Source organism: Nocardia sp. NPDC005746 (assembly GCF_040630785.1).
In the GTDB taxonomy this organism is placed as follows: Bacteria; Actinomycetota; Actinomycetes; order Mycobacteriales; family Mycobacteriaceae; genus Nocardia.
The window spans coordinates 65,489-79,286 of record NZ_JBEXYE010000023.1 but is presented as its reverse complement, the minus strand read 5'-3'; the positions used below and the strand labels follow the sequence as shown (position 1 = coordinate 79,286).

Annotated in this window: 14 protein-coding genes; 9 read left to right on the top strand and 5 right to left on the bottom strand. The window is 68.4% G+C overall.

Annotated features, from left to right (window positions below; all coding sequences use genetic code 11):
* Positions 1 to 2: 2 nt before the first annotated feature.
* From ABZ412_RS31340 to ileS, 3 genes are all read left to right on the top strand, one after another.
* Complete coding sequence (locus tag ABZ412_RS31340; protein WP_357287420.1) at positions 3 to 833, top strand: DivIVA domain-containing protein; 831 nt, start codon at positions 3 to 5, stop codon at positions 831 to 833.
* A 126-nt stretch (positions 834 to 959) separates the two neighbouring features.
* Positions 960 to 1,166, top strand: coding sequence for a hypothetical protein (locus ABZ412_RS31335; RefSeq protein WP_357287461.1), 207 nt, complete (start codon positions 960 to 962; stop codon positions 1,164 to 1,166).
* Between the two features lie 320 nt (positions 1,167 to 1,486).
* The gene (gene ileS, locus ABZ412_RS31330; RefSeq protein ID WP_357287417.1) at positions 1,487 to 4,642 is read left to right on the top strand and encodes an isoleucine--tRNA ligase; all 3,156 of its coding nucleotides are present in this window, start codon (positions 1,487 to 1,489) and stop codon (positions 4,640 to 4,642) included.
* Between the two features lie 294 nt (positions 4,643 to 4,936).
* On the opposite strand, the gene ABZ412_RS31325 is transcribed toward ileS, so the two are convergent.
* Positions 4,937 to 5,533 (bottom strand): TetR/AcrR family transcriptional regulator, encoded by a 597-nt coding sequence (locus ABZ412_RS31325; RefSeq protein ID WP_357287414.1) that lies wholly within the window; start codon positions 5,531 to 5,533, stop codon positions 4,937 to 4,939.
* A 114-nt stretch (positions 5,534 to 5,647) separates the two neighbouring features.
* Here ABZ412_RS31325 and ABZ412_RS31320 point away from each other — a divergent pair, with 114 nt between their 5' ends.
* Together ABZ412_RS31320 and ABZ412_RS31315 are read left to right on the top strand one after the other, a co-directional pair.
* Positions 5,648 to 5,911 (top strand): hypothetical protein, encoded by a 264-nt coding sequence (locus ABZ412_RS31320; protein ID WP_357287411.1) that lies wholly within the window; start codon positions 5,648 to 5,650, stop codon positions 5,909 to 5,911.
* Positions 5,912 to 6,229: 318 nt separating this feature from the next.
* Complete coding sequence (locus ABZ412_RS31315) at positions 6,230 to 6,709, top strand: NlpC/P60 family protein (protein WP_357287458.1); 480 nt, start codon at positions 6,230 to 6,232, stop codon at positions 6,707 to 6,709.
* A 6-nt stretch (positions 6,710 to 6,715) separates the two neighbouring features.
* Here the strand turns inward: ABZ412_RS31315 and ABZ412_RS31310 are convergent, their stop codons facing one another.
* Entirely contained in the window at positions 6,716 to 7,129 is a 414-nt protein-coding gene (locus tag ABZ412_RS31310) for an organic hydroperoxide resistance protein (protein WP_357287408.1), read from the bottom strand.
* Positions 7,130 to 7,241: 112 nt separating this feature from the next.
* Between ABZ412_RS31310 and ABZ412_RS31305 the strand changes: the two genes are divergently transcribed.
* Complete coding sequence (locus tag ABZ412_RS31305) at positions 7,242 to 7,781, top strand: TetR/AcrR family transcriptional regulator (protein WP_357287405.1); 540 nt, start codon at positions 7,242 to 7,244, stop codon at positions 7,779 to 7,781.
* On the opposite strand, the gene ABZ412_RS31300 is transcribed toward ABZ412_RS31305, so the two are convergent.
* Entirely contained in the window at positions 7,778 to 8,812 is a 1,035-nt protein-coding gene (locus ABZ412_RS31300) for a hypothetical protein (protein ID WP_357287402.1), read from the bottom strand. The genes ABZ412_RS31305 and ABZ412_RS31300 overlap by 4 nt on opposite strands.
* A 55-nt stretch (positions 8,813 to 8,867) precedes the next feature.
* On the opposite strand from ABZ412_RS31300, the gene ABZ412_RS31295 reads away from it, so the two are divergent.
* Positions 8,868 to 9,314 (top strand): MarR family transcriptional regulator, encoded by a 447-nt coding sequence (locus tag ABZ412_RS31295; protein WP_357287400.1) that lies wholly within the window; start codon positions 8,868 to 8,870, stop codon positions 9,312 to 9,314.
* Positions 9,315 to 9,332: 18 nt separating this feature from the next.
* Here the strand turns inward: ABZ412_RS31295 and ABZ412_RS31290 are convergent, their stop codons facing one another.
* Together ABZ412_RS31290 and ABZ412_RS31285 are read right to left on the bottom strand one after the other, a co-directional pair.
* Positions 9,333 to 10,370, bottom strand: coding sequence for an alpha/beta hydrolase family protein (locus ABZ412_RS31290; protein WP_357287397.1), 1,038 nt, complete (start codon positions 10,368 to 10,370; stop codon positions 9,333 to 9,335).
* A 244-nt stretch (positions 10,371 to 10,614) separates the two neighbouring features.
* Positions 10,615 to 11,493: a UTP--glucose-1-phosphate uridylyltransferase gene (locus tag ABZ412_RS31285; protein ID WP_357287395.1), complete on the bottom strand. Its 879-nt coding sequence runs from the start codon at positions 11,491 to 11,493 to the stop codon at positions 10,615 to 10,617.
* A gap of 158 nt (positions 11,494 to 11,651) precedes the next feature.
* Here ABZ412_RS31285 and ABZ412_RS31280 point away from each other — a divergent pair, with 158 nt between their 5' ends.
* Both ABZ412_RS31280 and ABZ412_RS31275 read left to right on the top strand, forming a co-directional pair.
* Entirely contained in the window at positions 11,652 to 13,046 is a 1,395-nt protein-coding gene (locus ABZ412_RS31280; RefSeq protein WP_357287456.1) for a DNA polymerase IV, read from the top strand.
* A 175-nt stretch (positions 13,047 to 13,221) separates the two neighbouring features.
* On the top strand, positions 13,222 to 13,722 hold the full coding sequence (locus tag ABZ412_RS31275; RefSeq protein ID WP_357287392.1) for a hypothetical protein: 501 nt from the start codon (positions 13,222 to 13,224) through the stop codon (positions 13,720 to 13,722).
* Positions 13,723 to 13,798: the final 76 nt, after the last annotated feature.

Genomic DNA, 13,798 nt, shown 5'->3' with positions numbered 1-13,798 from the left:
CCATGCCGCTGACCCCCGCCGATGTTCATAACGTCGCGTTCAGCAAACCGCCGATCGGGAAGCGCGGCTACAACGAGGATGAAGTCGACGCCTTCCTCGACCTGGTCGAGCAGGAGCTCTCACGCCTCATCGAGGAGAACGCGGATCTTCGCCAGCGCGTTGCCGAGCTGGACGCGGAACTGTCCGACGCCAAGAAGAACCGCGGCCCCGCGGTCCAGCCGGTGAAGGCCCCGGTCGCGCCGGAGCCCATCAAGGCCGCCCCGCCGGTGCCCCCGGCCCCGATGCCGGCCCCGGTCCCGGTCGCCGCCGTCAAGGCCGAGGCCCCCTCCGCGGACGCGAATCTGCAGGCCGCCAAGGTGCTTTCGCTGGCCCAGGAGATGGCCGACCGCCTCACCTCGGACGCCAAGACCGAGGCCGAGTCGCTGCTGGCCAACGCCCGGGGCAACTCCGAGCGCCTGGTCAGCGATGCTCGCACCCGCTCGGAGGCGATGATCGCCGACGCGCGCCAGAAGGCCGAGGCCATGCTGTCCGACGCGCAGACCCGCTCGGATTCCCAGCTGCGCCAGGCCAAGGAGAAGGCCGACGCCCTGCAGGCCGACGCCGAGCGCAAGCACACCGAGATCATGGCCACCATCACCCAGCAGCGCAGCGTGCTGGAGAGCCGCATCGAGCAGCTCAAGACCTTCGAGCGCGAGTACCGTGTGCGCCTGAAGTCCTACCTGGAATCGCAGCTGGAGGAGCTGGAGAACCGTGGTTCGGCGGTCCCGGTCGACGGTGGCGAATTCGGTCAGGATGCCTCCGGCAACGGCGCACTCCTCAAGGGCAGCAAGTAAAGTCGTAACTACGGCCAGCGTTGCCGGGCCGCTCCGGGTGACCGTCCGGGCGATCCGGCCTCGCCGCCAACCTTTCGAGTCCTCCGATGGCCATCGCCGTCGAAGCCCAACGAGGGGGTGGTGCACTTGCTCGCAGTGACGCTCGGGCTAGCCGCTGTCGGTTTCGGCCTGCTGGTGACCGCACTGACCACCGGTTCGGTGATCTGGGCATGGGGCTGCATCATCGTGTGCGTGATCGGCGCGGTGCTGCTGCTCGTCAGTGCGTTGTCCCTGCGGTCCGATGACGAGGACGCGTCCTCGCCGCCACCGGGCGGACGGCACGCCAGGCATTAGCGGCTCACACGAATCGCTTCGGGGCGGGTCCGGGGAATAACCCCTGGACCCGCCCCGCTAGTATGTAGACAGCAGTACGGCGTCGATCCGGCCATCACCGGGGAGCCTTCGGAAGAACGGCGGGACCTGCTCCGAGCGGGTATCGCTCACTAGAACCGAACGGGTGAGCCCGTCACAGCTCGCAACGAGAGGCTCGGTCTCGCAAGGGTTTTCACAGACCCGCGGTCCGGGCAAGCGGGGTGGTACCGCGGTTACGGCGCGCCGAGCGCCGGGATCGTCCCCGTGCCCACGACGCAGGCACGAGGAGACGAGAGGCCGCCATGGCGGACGACAGCAGCACCCGAAGCGCATACCCCCGCGCGGACCTGAGCCGAACCACCGGGCAGGTCTCCTTCCCCGAGCTGGAGCAGCGGGTCCTGGACTACTGGGCCGCCGACGACACCTTCCGTGCCAGCATCGAGAACCGTTCCGAGGCAGAGGAATTCGTCTTCTACGACGGCCCGCCCTTCGCCAATGGGTTGCCGCACTACGGTCATCTGCTGACCGGATACGTGAAGGATTTGATCCCGCGTTTCCAAACCATGCGCGGTAAGAAGGTCGAACGGCGTTTCGGCTGGGATACTCACGGCCTGCCCGCGGAAATCGAAGCGGAGAAGCAGCTCGGTATCACGGACAAATCACAGATCGATGCCATGGGCCTCGCGGAATTCAATGCCGCGTGTAAATCCTCGGTCTTGCGCTACACGAACGAATGGCGTAACTACGTGACCCGCCAGGCGCGCTGGGTCGACTTCGACAACGACTACAAAACCCTCGACCTCGACTTCATGGAGTCGGTCATGTGGGCGTTCAAGTCGCTGTACGACAAGGGCCTGGTCTATCAGGGCTTCCGGGTGCTGCCCTACAGCTGGTACGAGCAGACCCCGCTGTCCAACCAGGAGGCGCGCCTCGACGACTCCTACCGGATGCGCCAGGACCCGGCGGTCACCGTCGACATGGTGCTGCGGGTTCCGGCCGACCATCCGCTGCACGGCCTGGACGGCGCCAACGCGCTGATCTGGACCACCACGCCGTGGACGCTGCCGTCCAACCTCGCCATCGCCGTGCATCCGGACGTCACCTACGCGCACGTGCAGGGCAAGGACGGCAAGCGGTATGTGGTTGCCGCCGAGCGGGTGTCGCACTACACCCGTGAGTTCGGTGAGGAGCCGCAGGTGCTGTCCGAGCACTCGGGCGCCGCGCTCGAGGGCCTGAACTACCTGCCGCCCTTCGACTTCTTCCTCGGCCACCCGCGCGCGCACCGCGTGCTCAACGCCGACTACGTCACCACCGACTCCGGCACCGGCATCGTGCACCTGGCTCCCGCCTTCGGTGAGGAGGACATGGATGTCGCCTCCGCCAACGGGATCGACATCGTGCAGCCGCTCGACGCGGGCGGCAAGTTCACCTCCATGGTGCCGCCGTACGAGGGCCTGATGGTCTTCGACGCCAACCCGGTCATCATCAAGGACCTCAAGGCTGCCGGAAAGCTGTTGCGGCACGAGACCATCGAGCACTCCTACCCGCACAGCTGGCGCTCGGGCCAGCCGCTGATCTACATGGCGGTGCCGTCCTGGTTCGTGGCGGTCACCAAGTTCCGCGACCGCATGGTGGAGCTCAACAAGGAGATCACCTGGGTCCCGGAGCACATCCGCGACGGCCAGTTCGGCAAGTGGCTGGAGAACGCGCGCGACTGGAACATCAGCCGTAACCGCTACTGGGGCGCGCCGATCCCGGTATGGATCTCCGACGACCCGGCGTACCCGCGCGTGGACGTGTACGGCTCGCTCGACGCGCTCGAGCGGGACTTCGGCGTGCGCCCGGACGACCTGCACCGACCCATGATCGACGAGCTGGTGCGGCCGAATCCCGATGACCCGACCGGGAAGTCGATGATGCGGCGCACCCCCGAGGTCCTCGACTGCTGGTTCGAGTCCGGGTCCATGCCCTACGCCCAGGTGCACTACCCGTTCGAGAACAAGGAGTGGTTCGAGGGCACCTCCGAGGCCTCCCCGCACAGCCCCGGCGACTTCATCGTCGAGTACAACGGCCAGACCCGCGGCTGGTTCTACAACCTGCACGTGCTCTCGACCGCGCTGTTCGACCGCCCCGCGTTCAAGTCGGTTGTGGCGCACGGCATCGTGCTCGGCGACGACGGCCTCAAGATGTCGAAGTCCAAGGGCAACTACCCCGACGTCAACGAGGTCTTCGACCGCGACGGCTCCGACGCCATGCGCTGGTTCCTCATGGCGTCCCCGGTGCTGCGCGGCGGCAACCTGATCGTCACCGAGCGCGGCATCCGCGAGGGCGTCAGCCAGGCGCTGCGCCCGCTGTGGAACGCGTGGACCTTCCTGCAGCTGTACGCCTCGCAGCCCGGCACCTGGCGCACCGACTCGGAGAACGTGCTCGACCGGTACATCCTGGCCAAGCTGGCGGCGACCCGCGACGTCATGACCGACGCGCTCGAGGTCTACGACATCGCCACCGCCTGCGACGAGCTGCGCACCTTCGCCGACGCGCTCACCAATTGGTATGTGCGCCGGTCGCGTTCGCGCTTCTGGGAGGAGGACCGCGACGCCATCGATACCCTGCACACCGTGCTCGAGGTGACGACCCGGCTCGCGGCCCCGCTGCTGCCGCTCATCTCCGAGGTGATCTACCGCGGTCTCACCGGGGAGCGTTCGGTGCACCTGGCCGACTGGCCCGCGGCCGACGTCCTGCCGCACGACGCCGAACTGGTGTCGGCCATGGACGAGGTCCGCACCGCCTGCTCCACGGTGCTGAGCCTGCGCAAGGCCCAGAACCTGCGGGTGCGACTGCCGCTCTCGGAGGTCACCGTGGCCGCCGCCGACGCGGAACGCCTGCGCCCCTTCGTGGATCTGATCGCCGACGAGGTCAATGTCAAGAAGGTCGACCTCACCGCCGACGTGGCCGCCCACGGCCGCTTCGAACTGGTCGTCAACGCCCGCGCCGCCGGTCCGCGCATCGGCAAGGACGTCCAGACGGTGATCAAGGCCGTGAAGGCGGGGGAGTGGACCGAGGCCGCCGACGGCACCGTGACCGCCGCCGGAATCGCCCTGCTCCCCGAGGAATACACCCAGCGCCTGGTCGCCGCCGAGCCCGAATCCACCGCCGCCCTGCCCGGCAATGCCGGTCTGGTGGTGCTGAATTCGCTGGTCACCGAGGAACTCGAGGCCGAGGGCTGGGCCCGCGACCTCATCCGCGACCTCCAGGAAACCCGCAAGTCCCTCGGCCTGGACGTCTCCGACCGCATCACCGTGGTCCTCGACGTCCCGGCGGACCGCCTTGCCTGGGCCGAAACCCACCGCGACCTGATCGCGGGCGAGATCCTCGCCACCACACTGACTTTCGGCGCGACCCCCGCGGACGCGTCCGAGATCGTCGGCGGCGTCAAGGTCTCGATCACCAAGGCCTGACCGAGTTCACCCGATTGCGGCGCGGACCTTCGGGTCCGCGCCGCTGTCGTATCGGTGCGCTGTCGTGTCGCGCCGATCCGCGTCCCGGCGGCGCCCGAATGACCAAACATGGAGGGCGCGAACAGATACCGCCTCGACGATCCGCGGAACCGGCTCGAGGTGATCGTGCGCGCTGTGGCAGCCTCCGGTGAGGAAGCGGTCATCACTGACGGCGGCAGCGCGATGTCGGTCATCATCACGGTCGCCGATGACGGGCGACCGCACGAGCATGCCGACAGGGTTGATGCCCTGCGCCTAATCTCGGGGACGCAGGCCCTCGAGGACGGGCTCGACCAGGGTCGGGACGTCGAGTAGCTCGCCCGCGCCGAGGAGGAAGCGCAGATACACCGGGCCGTAGAGCATGTTGGTCATGGTCAGCAGCGGGAGATCGTCGCGAATCTGCCCGGCGCGCATGGCGGTTTCGAGTCGGCGGCCGGCCATGCGGGCGCGGGGCTCGATGAAGGTCTCACGGACCATCTGGAGGAGCTTCGGGTCGTTCTGGGCCTCGGCGATGACACCGCGGTAGACGCAGCCCGCGTCGCCGGCGAGCATGCGTGACAGGGCGGTGATCTGGGTGGTCAGGTCGGCGGCGATGTCGCCGGTGTCGGGAAAGTCGGTGGCGGAACCGACCTGGTCGTTGATGGCCTCGAGAGCGATCGCGCCCTTGGAGGGCCACCAGCGGTAGATGGTCTGTTTGCCGACGCCCGCGTGGGAGGCGATGGCCTCGATGGTGAGCTTGCCGTAGCCGTTGCGCACGGCGAGTTCGAAGGTGGCGTCGAGGATCGCCTGATGGGACTTGGCGCTGCGCAGTTCCGGGTTGGGCGGCGGGGGCATGGGTCCAGCATACCCCATGAACGAGACGGTACGTCTCGTCTTGACAGGGTCCGGGCGGCGGATTACCTTGCTGAATGAGACGAGACGGACCGTCTCGCCTGAGAATGGGAACACGGTCGCTAGGAGCGAACAATGACCACCATCACCACCCCCGCCGCTGTCACCGCCACCCCCGCCGCCATGCCGTCGGTGCACCGGCGCGCGCTGATCACCTGGCTGGCCGTGTACCCGACCATCACACTCGCGCTGGCCCTGCTCGGCCCTGAGATGGGCGGGCTGCCGGTCTTCGTGAAGACGCTGATCCTGACCGTGATCGTGGTTCCGGTCTCGGCGTACCTGCTGGTTCCGCTGCTGATGAAGGCCAACCAGCGGCTGACGGTGTGGGCGCGGCGCTGACTCGGCCGTGTCGCGGGACTTCAGCAAACATGGAGCGCCTCCCCGATCGGGGAGGCGCTCTTTTTGTTATGTGGGGTCTGAATCGATTGACCAGGAGTTTCTTCGGGAAGAGTGCCTACGGCTCGAGACACGCCAGCCGTGGTTCCCTTGTGGCTGCTGTGGCGGGTGCGATAGAACGGCTATCAGCTAGCTAACCGATCGTCTTCACAGCTGTTCCCGCGGAACCACCGATGAAGGGGCGCCCCTATGGCTCGCAAGCGGCTCGGCAGGCTCAGAACCTTGGCCACGACGGTGGCCGCGATGGCGATGACAGGGGCGATGTGGGCGGGCGCCGCGCACGCCGACACCGGGTCGGGGGGCTCGGGCTCCGCGTCCGGATCCTCCTCCGGCAGCGGGACCGGATCGTTCTCCGGAAGTGCCAGCGGCTCGGCGCAATTGCCGATCGCGAGTCCGCGGGCCATGGCCGCGCTCGCGCTGGCCGGCACCCAGACCGGCAAGCCCTACGAGTGGGGCGGTACCGGTCCGGACGCCTGGGACTGCTCGGGATTGGTGCAGTGGGCCTTCCGCAGCGTCGGCATCAATCTGCCGCGCACCACCTGGCAGCAGGCCGAGGTCGGCCTCGAGGTGCCGTTCGGGGCGCTGCAGCCCGGGGATGTGCTGATTCTCAACGATGACGCCTCCCACGAAGGGATCTACGCGGGCGGCGGCAACGTCTTGAACGCGTACAACTGGGGTGTGCCCGTCGGATTGACGCCCTTGAGCGAGTTCGACATCTACACCATTCGCCGATTCTTCTGAATCGCCTTACTCGACAACCAGTTCCACGGGGATGTTGCCCCGGGTGGCCTTGGAGTACGGGCACACCTGGTGAGCGGCCTCGACCAGCGCGTGGCCCTGCTCGTTCTGGAGGTCCTCGGGCAGTTCCACGTGCAGCACCACGGAGATGCCGAAGCCGGTCTCGTCGTCCTTGTTCAGGGTGATGTCGGCGGTCACCGAGGTGTCGCCGAGCTTCACGCCCTGGTTGCGGGCCACCGCCTGCAGCGCGCCGGCGAAGCAGGCCGAGTAGCCCATGGCGAAGAGCTGCTCGGGGTTGGTGCCGTCACCGCTGCCGCCCGCCTCCTTGGGCTGGGCGAGCTTGAGGTCGAGGTAGCCGTCGGAGCTGACCGAGCGGCCCTCGCGGCCGACGGAGGTGGCGGATGAGGTGAAGAGTGCGGGCATTGATATCTCCTAGACAGACTTGTCTGTTCACGTCCGGGTCCCAGAGTAGACAGATCTGTCTGCTATCGTCAATACATAGCCCCGATCAGGGAGAAGGAGAGCAGGTCAAGCCATGAGCGAAGCCCGCGAGCGCCTGCTGGACACCGCGACCCGGCTGTTCTACGCCGAGGGGATCCACACGGTCGGCATCGACCGGATCATCGCCGAGGCCGGGATCGCGAAGGCCACCTTCTACCGGCACTTCAAGACCAAGGAAGATCTGGTCGTCGCCTATCTGGTCCGCGAATACGGCCGCCAGCGCGAGACCTTGGAGGCCATCCCCGGTTCGGGCGCGGAGTCCATCGTCGGGATCTTCGAGCGGCTCGGCGAGCTCAGCCGCGGCCCGGGGTTCCGGGGCTGCCCGTTTCTCAACGCCGCCGTGGAGTTCCCGAACTCCGACCACGCCGTGCGCAAGATCGTCGACGAATACCGCGCCTGGTTCCGCGACCTGATGGCCCAGCGCCTGCGCGCCGCCGGTCACCCGCAGGTCGAGGACGCCGCCCGCGCCCTGCTGCTGACCCGCGACGGCGTGACCATCAGCGGGGGAGTGGGCGACGCGGAGACGGTCCGGGTGGGCATCCGGACCGCCTTGTCGCAGTGGGGTATTCGCTAGACCCCGACCGCCTCCTCCATCTCCTCCTCGGCGGCTTCCGCCACGGCGGTCTCGGGCGCGGCGTGCTTCGGCGCGGCCTGCCGCTTCTCGGCGAGGCCCGCGACCGCCATGAGCGCCACGCCCGCGGCCAGCCACAGCACCAGGCTCGCCATCCGGCTGCCCAGTCCGATGCCGTCGAAGTAGAGCAGACTGCGCGCGCCCTCCACGAATCCCGCGCCGTTCCAGAACCGGTGCAGCGTGCCGAAGAAGTCGTTCTGCAGCCACGGGCTGTAGACGCCGCCGGAGCTGGTGAAGTTCAGCATCACGAACAGCACCATCATGGCCAGGGTGGTCCAGCGCCTCAGGAAGGTGTGCAGACCGATGCCGATGCTCAGGATGCCCGCCGCGTACAGCCACGACATGCCCCAGATCGCGCCCAGGTCGTGGTCGACGATGTGGAAGACCGGGCCCGCGAGCGCCAGGCCGATCAGGCTCACCAGCAGCGAGGTGATCAGGCCGATGATCCCGCGCTGCCACAATGGCAGGCCCGCGCCCGCGGCGCTGATGGCGGCCACGCTGCCGTAGGAGCCGATACTCAGCGCGACCAGCAGGAAGAAGATGCCCTGCGCGGTGGGGTCGCCGGAGCTGGGGGTGGTGACGTCGGTGACCGTGAGCGGCGTGTTCTGCAGGCCGGCGACCTGCCCGAACACGGCCTCGGCGGCCATGGCGGTGGTGTCGGATCCGGCCTTGGCGACGAGCAGTTCGGGCTTCTCCAGGTCGGGCACGTACGCCCCGGCCAGATCGCGGTGGCGCAACTTGTCGACGGCGTCGTCGCGGGTGGGCACGGTGATCACGTCGAGGGCGTTGCCGCCCTTGTCCTTCAGTGATTGGGCCAGCACCTTGACCTGCGCGTTGTCGCCGACCACGGCCACCGCCAGGTGGTTGGGCTCGGGCTGGTGGAACGCGCCCAGGTAGGCCAGGCCCATGCCGAGGCACATGAGCAGCGGGGTGAGCAGGTGGACGGCGACGTGCCGGATCTGTTGGGTGGCCATGAAGTCTTCTCCAATAGTTGGTAAATACAACCAATCGAGGTTGTAGTCTACAACTATGAAGAGCGAATCCGCATTCCCCGGCCGCGCCGATGCGATCGAGGTCATACAGCGCGAGCTCACCGCCTTCGCCCGCCGCGCCCGCGGCCGGGCCGGTGAACTGCACCCGGAGCTGTCGCTGGTGGCCTCGAGCATCCTGGACCTGGTGATCGAGCGGAACGGCTGCCTGGCCGCCGATCTCGCCGGTCACTTCCACCTCGACAAATCCACGGTCAGCCGCCAGGTGGCCGCCCTCGAACGCGACGGCTACCTGGAACGCGAAGTGGATCCGACGAACCGCCGCAACCTGGTCCTGCACGCCACCGCCGAGGGCCGCCGGGCGGCGGGCGCGGCGGCCCGCAGTCGCGCCGCCGCCTTCACCGAACGCTTCCAGGACTGGGACGACGCCGATGTGGAGCGGCTGGCGGAATACCTGGTGCGCTACAACGCCGCCGACGCGGGCTAGGCCCGGACCCGGCCCGGCTCAGTTGGTTCCGTCGGAGCGCTCGGTCTCGGGCGCCCATTCCTCGTCGGGCAGGTCCATGCCCTTGGCGAGCACCGGCCACGAGGAGCGCAGCGCGTCCTGCCAATAACCCCAGGAGTGCGTGCCCGCCTGGGTGATGTCGAAGGTCGCGGGAATGCTCATGTCCCGCAGCCGCGCCCGCAGGTTCCGCGCGCACCAGTCGCTGGCCGCCTCCAGGATGCCGCCCACCAGGATCTGCTGCGGCAGACCGCCGTCGGCCGGGCCCAGGCTGCGCACATCGGCCACATTGTCGTGCTTGCCGGGCAGGCCGCTGCCGTTGGAGACGTAGATCTCCATGCCGCGCAGGGCCTCCGCGTGCACATACGGATCGTTGGCGGCCCACTCCGGATCGTCCATCGGTCCGTACATGTTCACCGGATTGCCGCCGCCGATGCTGATCACCAGGTTCGCGAACTTCTGCCCGACCGGATCGGAGATCTGCGCGCACCCGCTGTAGGCGGCGACCGCGCGGTACAGGCCCGGCGCGGCGATGGCCAGCTGCAGCACCGAGGTGCCCGACATGGACATGCCCGCGATGGCGTGGGTGCCGTCGGTGTCGAGCGCCGCGTCCACCAGCGGCGGCAGTTCCTCGGTGAGGAAGGTCTTCCACATGGGCTGTCCCAGTTTGGGATCAGCGTTGCGCCAGTCCGTGTAGTAGGTGAACGCGCCGCCGATGGGCATCACCACGTTCACGTTCTTGTCCATGAAGAACTGGGTGGCGTCGGTATTGCGCTTCCAGGTCGCGGTGTCCTGGCCGCCGCCCGCGCCGTTGAGCATGTACAGCACCGGCCGCGGCCGCGAGGGATCGGCGGGCCGCTGCACCTCCACGGTGATGTCGGCGTCCATGGCGGCCGAATGCACCAGCAGGGTGAGGTTGCGCGCGTCGTGGATCTCGAAGCTCTCGATCGTCGATCCGTCCTCGGACACCGTTGTCGCCGCGAGTGCGGCGCCGCTGGTTATCGGGTCGGGAGGGGCGGCGAAGGCCGGGCCCGTGGGCACGACCGTGGTGAACGTAGTGACAAGGGAACAACTTGCCGCCGCGAGCAGTGCTGCCCGAGTGCCCAATCCGCCTAGCAAAACCGACCTTCGATCCACAGGGTGTCCCGACCCATGCGCATGATCGCCGACTCGTGCCCCAATGTTTCAGGTTTCGACAATATCGGGGTCGGCGTGCTTGTGGCACACGGCACTTGTGCGCCGGGCTATGCGGATCCGCTGTGGTTCAGCGTGTGTCGCGGTTCTCCTACTCGGCGACCAGGCCGCGCAGCAGTGGACCGTACTCCGGGTGTGCCAGCGCGGAGGCGAATTGTGCTGTCAGGTAGTCGGCCGGGTTGCCGGTGTCGTACCAGCGACCCCGGATCACCTGGCCGTACACCGGGTTCTCGGCGGCGAAGATATTGATGGCGTCGGTCAGGTACACCTCGCCGGTGCGGTGGGTGTACCAGTGGTCGACCTGGCGGCGCAGCTCGGCGATGATGCCGGGCGTGACCACGTAGCCGCCGATCGCGGCGAACTCGGACGGTGCGTCGGCCGGCTTGGGCTTCTCCTTGAGGCCGCTGATCCGCATCAGGCCGTTGCCCTCGGTCTCCTCGACCACCGGCACGCCGTAGCGCGAGGATTCGGCCGGGTCCATCGGCATCAGGGCCAGCACCGGCGCGTCGGTCTTGGCGTAGGCGTCGACGAGCTGCTGGGCGCGCGGCACCTCGGCGACGAAGACGTCGTCGGGCCACAACACCAGCATGGGCTCGTCGCCCAGGTGGCGGGCGGCGTTCAGCACCGGCGTGCCGTTGCCGTACGGGCCGTGCTGGTCCAAGTAGGTGATGTGGCCGGCCCGGGCCAGCTCGCCGACCTCCTCGACCGCGTCGGCGTAGGCGGTCTTGCCGTCGGCGCGCAGCTGCGCGACCAGCGCCGGATTGGGGCGGAAGTGGTCCTGGATCAACGACTTTCCACCGCTGACCACGATGGTGATGTCGGTGACACCGGAGGCCACGAGTTCGCGGACGGTGTGCTCGATGACCGGCTTGTCGCCCACCGGGAGCATTTCCTTCGGGATCGCCTTGGTCAACGGCAGCAGGCGCGAGCCGATGCCCGCAGCGGGAATCACGGCCTTGCGAATCGTCATGGACGAATTCTCACACAGGTTCCTGCTCGTACCTGTCGGTAGCCGCTTGTAGATTTCCCTCTGTGACCACCTCCGCCGGCCCCGCGAACCCGGGCATCGTGCCTGGTGAGGCCGGTTGTGCTGGGGCGGCTGCGCCGGGCGGCGGGCCGGGGCGGGCCGTGGCGGATTCACGGCAACCCCTCAGCCCCGCCGGAGGCCGGGGCCAGCGGCGCTGGGTGCTGCACATCGATATGGACGCCTTCTTCGCCTCGGTCGAACAGCTCACCCGGCCGACCCTGCGCGGGCGTCCGGTGCTGGTCGGCGGCATGGGCGGGCGCGGCGTGGTGGCCGGGGCCAGTTACGAGGCGCGGGTGTTCGGCGCGCGGTCGGCCATGCCCATGCATCAGGCGCGCCGGCTGGTCGGCGCGCCGGCGGTGGTGATACCACCGCGCGGGGCGGTGTACGGGGAACTCAGCGGGCAGGTGTTCGAGGCATTGCGGTCGCGGATCCCGGTGCTGGAGACGCTGTCGTTCGACGAGGCGTTCGGGGAACCGGCGGAGCTGACGGGGGCGACGCCGGAGCGGGTGCGGGAATTCTGTGAGGAGCTGCGGACGGCGGTACGCGAGCGCACCGGACTGGTGGCCTCGGTCGGGGCGGGCAGCGGCAAGCAGCTCGCCAAGATCGCCTCCGGCCTGGCCAAACCCGATGGGGTGCGGGTGATTCCGGCGGTCGAGCAGGACGGCTTCCTGTCCGCGCTGCCGGTGCGCAAACTGTGGGGGATCGGACCGGTGGCCGAGAGTCGTTTGCGCTCCTTGGGAATCGAGACGGTGGGGGCGCTGGCGGCGCTGCCGGAATCGGAGGCGGCCTCGATCCTGGGCGGCAGCATCGGGGTGGCGCTGCACCGGCTGGCACGCGGGATCGACGACCGTCCGGTGGCCGAGCGGGCCGAGGCGAAGCAGATCAGCGCCGAAACCACCTACGAGACCGACATTCTCACCCTCGCCCAGCTGCGCCCGGCCATCGACGCCATGGCGGCCTCGGCGCACCGGCGGCTGAGCGCGGACGGGCGCGCGGCGCGCACGGTGGTGCTCAAACTGAAGAAGACCGATATGAGCATCGTGACCCGATCCTCCACGCTGCCCTACGCCACCGAGGACCTGGTCACGCTGACCGCGGCCGCGCAGCGCTCGGCCCTGGACCCGGCCGAGATCGGTCCGATTCGTTTGGTGGGCGTGGGTTTCGCCGGGCTGTCGGAGATCCGGCAGGAATCGCTGTTCCCGGAACTGGATCAGACGGTGGACGCCGACGTGGTCGCCGAGGAGCCCACACTGGCCGTGCCCGGCGGCCCGGATCCGCTGGTACCACCCGCAACTCGCTCCTTCGCGATCGGAACCTGGTATCCGGGACTGGATGTCGAGCACCCGGAATTCGGCCACGGCTGGGTGCAGGGCGCGGGGCACGGGGTGGTGACGGTCCGCTTCGAGACCCGTTCCACCGGCCCGGGTCCCACCCGCACCTTTCCCGCCGCGGATCCGGCTCTGACCAGGGCAGATCCGTTGGCCAGCCTGCGCTGACGGCGTTAAGACCCGAATGCGCGAATTATGAGGATTCGGCCTGAAAATGCCGCGCCACCGCCCTCGGAGGCGGTTTCCGCGACCCGGCGTTGGTAGTGTCGCCACTCGGGCAGCGCCGCCGCGGGTGTAGCTGTCACAAGTCGAACGGACCTACTCGAACGCAAAGGACGAGCAGTTGAAGCTTCAGAAGACTGGACGCATCGCGGTCGCCACGCTGGCTGTCGTGACCGTACTCGGGCTGTCGGCGTGTGGCAGCGGTGACAAGAAGGAGACCAAGCCCACCAAGGCCACCACCTCCAAGGTCACCGGCGCGCAGAACAACTACCCGCCGGCCCCGTCCGCGGCGGACCTGAATGCCGAGCTGCAGAAGGCGCTGGATCCGAACATTCCGGATTCGCAGAAGCTGGACATGATGCAGGGCGCGCAGGCCGACCCGGCCCTGCCCGGCCGCCTCACCGAGGCCTACCGGCAGAACAACGCCACCATCACCGTCACCAACGTGACCGACCTCGGCAACGGCACCCTCACCGCCGACGCCCAGTTCGCTGTCAACGGTGGTACGCCGCAGCAGGCGGTCGTGCCGTTCGTGGCCGAGGACGGCAAGTGGAAGGTGCAGAAGGACTGGGTCTGCAACGCCCTCTCGCTGGTCAACCAGACCTCCCCGGCCTGCGGCTAGTCCTCGACGACCGACCCGGCATCCCCTAGTGGAATGCCGGGTTCGTCCTCTTCTTGGCGGTCGATGATGAGGACCG

Bases quoted from the DNA above. Each gene is read 5' to 3' on its own strand.
- ABZ412_RS31340 (WP_357287420.1), top strand. From the start codon at position 3: ATGCCGCTGACCCCCGCCGATGTTCATAACGTCGCGTTCAGCAAACCG.
- ABZ412_RS31300 (WP_357287402.1), bottom strand. From the start codon at position 8,812: ATGGCCACCCAACAGATCCGGCACGTCGCCGTCCACCTGCTCACCCCG.
- ABZ412_RS31315 (WP_357287458.1), top strand. From the start codon at position 6,230: ATGTGGGCGGGCGCCGCGCACGCCGACACCGGGTCGGGGGGCTCGGGC.
- ABZ412_RS31320 (WP_357287411.1), top strand. From the start codon at position 5,648: ATGACCACCATCACCACCCCCGCCGCTGTCACCGCCACCCCCGCCGCC.
- ABZ412_RS31325 (WP_357287414.1), bottom strand. From the start codon at position 5,533: ATGGGGTATGCTGGACCCATGCCCCCGCCGCCCAACCCGGAACTGCGC.
- ABZ412_RS31305 (WP_357287405.1), top strand. From the start codon at position 7,242: ATGAGCGAAGCCCGCGAGCGCCTGCTGGACACCGCGACCCGGCTGTTC.
- ABZ412_RS31285 (WP_357287395.1), bottom strand. From the start codon at position 11,493: ATGACGATTCGCAAGGCCGTGATTCCCGCTGCGGGCATCGGCTCGCGC.
- ileS (WP_357287417.1), top strand. From the start codon at position 1,487: ATGGCGGACGACAGCAGCACCCGAAGCGCATACCCCCGCGCGGACCTG.
- ABZ412_RS31310 (WP_357287408.1), bottom strand. From the start codon at position 7,129: ATGCCCGCACTCTTCACCTCATCCGCCACCTCCGTCGGCCGCGAGGGC.
- ABZ412_RS31295 (WP_357287400.1), top strand. From the start codon at position 8,868: ATGAAGAGCGAATCCGCATTCCCCGGCCGCGCCGATGCGATCGAGGTC.